At 37.5% G+C, this 3,608-nt stretch carries 5 protein-coding genes; 2 read left to right on the top strand and 3 right to left on the bottom strand.

The window, feature by feature from the left end; translation table 11 throughout:
• Positions 1 to 342: 342 nt before the first annotated feature.
• The 3 genes from ACSU6B_RS28880 to ACSU6B_RS28870 are packed head-to-tail and all read right to left on the bottom strand — an operon-like array spanning position 343 to position 2,289.
• The gene (locus tag ACSU6B_RS28880) at positions 343 to 753 is read right to left on the bottom strand and encodes a cupin domain-containing protein (RefSeq protein ID WP_027322950.1); all 411 of its coding nucleotides are present in this window, start codon (positions 751 to 753) and stop codon (positions 343 to 345) included.
• A 15-nt stretch (positions 754 to 768) separates the two neighbouring features.
• A complete protein-coding gene (locus ACSU6B_RS28875; RefSeq protein WP_410889906.1) occupies positions 769 to 1,515 on the bottom strand; it encodes an SDR family oxidoreductase in 747 nt (248 codons plus the stop codon).
• 18 nt (positions 1,516 to 1,533) lie between these two features.
• Positions 1,534 to 2,289, bottom strand: a complete 756-nt coding sequence (locus ACSU6B_RS28870) for a carboxymuconolactone decarboxylase family protein (protein ID WP_410889905.1) — start codon at positions 2,287 to 2,289, stop codon at positions 1,534 to 1,536.
• Positions 2,290 to 2,512: 223 nt separating this feature from the next.
• On the opposite strand from ACSU6B_RS28870, the gene ACSU6B_RS28865 reads away from it, so the two are divergent.
• Positions 2,513 to 3,058 carry a TetR/AcrR family transcriptional regulator gene (locus tag ACSU6B_RS28865; protein ID WP_410889903.1) on the top strand — a complete coding sequence of 182 codons (546 nt, stop codon included), beginning with the start codon at positions 2,513 to 2,515 and terminating at the stop codon, positions 3,056 to 3,058.
• A gap of 239 nt (positions 3,059 to 3,297) precedes the next feature.
• A partial coding sequence (locus tag ACSU6B_RS28860; RefSeq protein WP_410889902.1) for a squalene/phytoene synthase family protein occupies positions 3,298 to 3,608 on the top strand: 311 nt, incomplete at its 3' end.

Below are 3,608 nucleotides of genomic sequence, written 5' to 3'. Positions count from 1 at the left end.
AAAAGTCTCACGTACGGTGTGAACAGGGGGAAAAGGGAGCGATAACGTCAAACCCTTACCTATCTGTATTAAGTGCATTTCTTCACAAAGTAATTGAAAAGAATTTCTTACTAAAACCACGAACACATCCAAATCAATTGAATGTTACGTTTGTCAATAAAATATTGGGTTCGTTCCTTTTCCAAATAATCCCCAATGATTTTCCAATCCAAATGATGTCAGCATGTGGCATATTATATATGGTCTTTACAAAATTATTACTCCTTTCTATAAGAACAATAATAATGCTAGGAATGAGTATTAAAAAAGCCCTGTATAACAGGGCAATTCTTAACCTAAATATTACTTTACTTTGTTATATTCCTCATCTGATACTGGTTCCAACCATTCAGGTGTACCAGCAGTGATTGCAATGTGTTCAAACCAACTGTCTTTTGCGGCACCATGCCAGTGTTTCACACCATCGTGAGTGACAATAACATCGCCAGCTTTTAAGAATTGAGGAGGTTTTCCTTCTTCTTGGTACCAACCTTCACCACCAGTTACCAATAAAATTTGAAATCCATCACGGTGGATATGCCAGTTATTTCTGCATCCTGGTTCAAAAGTTACATTCCCAACACCAACGCTTACTTTAGGATCAGCAACTAATCCTTTAAGATAACTTTGTCCTACGAAAAATTGTGCATATGCTTCATTTTTTTCGCCCACTGGGAAAATAACGCCATTTTTTACTTCTTCATGTTTTGTCATTTTAAATACCTCCTATTAACCGACTTGAACTGTTGGACGAATGATCATTTCATTAATAGCTACATCTGATGGCTGCTCGATGGCAAAGGCGATTGCACGAGCAATGCGGTCAGCATCAATTGCGACTTGGTAAAATTCATCTAATCCTGCTTTCATCGTTGGATCTGTTGTAGTTTCTAAAAGTTCGCTGGTAACAGCCCCAGGAGAAATATTGGTCACTCGGATATTGGTGCCACTCATTGCTTCTTCTTGACGTAAACCTTCAGAAATGGCTCTTACTGCAAATTTAGTTCCACAATAAACCGTTCCACCAGGGTAGATGTTATGTCCAGCTACTGAAGAAAGATTAATTACATGACCGGATTTGCACTCTCTCATAGATGGTACGATAGCAGCGATGGCATACAAAACACCTTTGATGTTGACATCAATCATTTTATCCCACTCGTCAACTTTATTTTCAGCAAGAAACGCTTGTGGCATGATTCCAGCATTGTTGACTAAAACGTCAATTTTTCCGAACTCTTTTAGAGCATACGCAGCGAGTTCTTCCATTTGTTGACGAGAGGTCACATCTGTCACTTTATAAATAGCATGTCCGCCACTCGTTTGAATGTCATCTTGTAGTTGCTTTAAACGGTCTTCACGACGAGCTGCGAGTACCAACTTTGCTCCTTTAGATGCAAGTTCTTTTGCAGTAGCTTCTCCAATTCCAGAAGAAGCACCCGTAATAATGACAACTTTATCTTGAATATTAGACATAATAACTAACACCCTTTCTTAATTTTCAGGAATAATTTCATTAACGCACGCTAATGCGTTCAGTGTTCTTGGAAAGCCCATATATGGAAGACAGTGGGTGATGGCATTAATTATTGTTTCCTTGTTATTACCCACATTTTTGTTAGCCTGCACATGACCTTTCATTTGGAATTCAGTCCCACCCATTGCACTTATGATGCAGAGCGTTAACAACTCTCGTGTTTTTAAATCAAGTCCGCCACGAGTGTAGAAATCTCCGAAACAAAAAGCAGAAAGATATTCCTGAATATGCTTTTGATTTGATGGGGTACTCTCTTGCATTTTTGTAATAATATCACCAAAGAGCTCTACCTGTACTGAAACTCCCTTGTCGAAGCGATTTTCTTCATTAACCTGCTTTTGACTTTCAATCGGTAAAGCGATATTCTTCGCTTTGAAAACCTCATTGACTTCATTGACAGCATTTAATGTTTTCGGGAATCCGATATACGGAGCACACTGATAAACAGCCTCTTTGATTTCAACAGGTGTTTGCCCAACATTCAGTGCTGCACTAACATGTGCCTTTAGTTGAGGCAACGTTTGGTTGGTAGTAAGCACTACCAGTGTAATCAACTCACGCATTTTGTCGTTAAGGTTGCCTTGATAGAAGACTTCCCCAAAAATGAAATGGTTCAGTATGTCCTGAAAATCAGGATCAGCAGCACGTAGAGCAGTTACTCCCTCACCAAACAGCTGGTTGAACTTTTCCTTGCTCTTTTCAATACGGTTCATAATTCAAACTCCTCCTTGATTTTAATTGACTCTTCTATTATTCCGAAGGTAATAATATTTGATGTGTTAGCTAATCGCATATTGATGTGTTATCGCACATCTGTATATAATATAAAATGAATAAAGGATAACTACAATAATCAAAATGCTGTGATTTGTGCGTTACTGCACAAGTTAAATAAAATTGTACGGTAATTTTTAAGAAAGTTTGGTGGTTACTAAAATGTCTAAGGTGGATAGAAGAGTTCAAAAATCTCAAGAAGCAATAAAAAATGCTTTTATTGAACTGATGTCTGAAAAAAGTTTTGATCATATTACAATCCAAGATATTTCCGACAGGGCAAATGTCGGTCGAAGAACCATTTATGATCATTACATGGATAAATTTGATTTACTGGATAAGCTCATTGAAGAACATATTAACGAACTAAGGAAACTGTGTAAATCGCCAGCTGATATGACCTTTGTTGAGGGAAATCTTATGTGGTTTGAATACTTCGAACGTAATTCTTCATTTTTTTCAACAATGCTAGCAAGTAAAGGAGCCCCTACTTTTCGTATTCATTTCCTAAAACTTGTGATCGAAGAGTTAGAGGATGAAGTAGATGTAACCAAAGGAATAAATCAAGGATTAAGTAAGGATTTAATTCTTAAATTTTTTGGAGCTGCCATCGTAGAGATAGTAACAGTGTGGATCACCAATGGATTTTCTGAACCCACTCAAGTTGTGGCAGAACAGGTGGGGATCTTGTTAGATAGGAATTTTTAGTTTAGAGAATAGTTTTCATATTCAACGAAGATTGTGAAGGAATATACTTAAGCTAACGGGTGCAAGAGTTAAAGATGGGGACTGCTGCGGCAATCCCTTTTTGTTCCACTATCCGGGCAGGTTTATTGAGTAACAAGGGCTTAAATTTTGTTTATTATTAAATATTTTATATAGTGGGGATAATACAATTTAAAATTAAACAAATTTAGCATGTTGACAAAAAAAGGGGACAAAACAAGATGAGTAAAGCACTAAATTTACATAGAAGTGCAATAGACATGTTGATGGCGACAAGCCGGACCTTCTTTATTCCTATTAGTCATCTACCGTCAGGATTACAAGAAGCTGTTACATCCGCTTACTTATGCATGAGAGCTATTGACGAGATTGAAGACCACCCCCAACTCCGATTGGAAACCAAACATAATCTATTACGTTCAATCAGCCTGCTCTTGAAAAAGCCCTTCAATAATAAGGAGTTAATGGCTTTATTTCACCCATACAACTCTCTCCTTCCGGAGGTTACCTTACGATTTGGCGATTGGATAAA

It is taken from the genome of Neobacillus sp. C211 (assembly GCF_051842875.1).
Taxonomy (GTDB): domain Bacteria; phylum Bacillota; class Bacilli; order Bacillales; family Cytobacillaceae; genus Neobacillus.
This window is presented reverse-complemented; position numbering and strand designations above follow the sequence as displayed.

What these genes read in the sequence shown, in the direction of transcription:
- ACSU6B_RS28875 (WP_410889906.1), bottom strand. Translation starts at nt 1,515, where the DNA reads ATGTCTAATATTCAAGATAAAGTTGTCATTATTACGGGTGCTTCTTCT.
- ACSU6B_RS28865 (WP_410889903.1), top strand. Translation starts at nt 2,513, where the DNA reads ATGTCTAAGGTGGATAGAAGAGTTCAAAAATCTCAAGAAGCAATAAAA.
- ACSU6B_RS28870 (WP_410889905.1), bottom strand. Translation starts at nt 2,289, where the DNA reads ATGAACCGTATTGAAAAGAGCAAGGAAAAGTTCAACCAGCTGTTTGGT.
- ACSU6B_RS28880 (WP_027322950.1), bottom strand. Translation starts at nt 753, where the DNA reads ATGACAAAACATGAAGAAGTAAAAAATGGCGTTATTTTCCCAGTGGGC.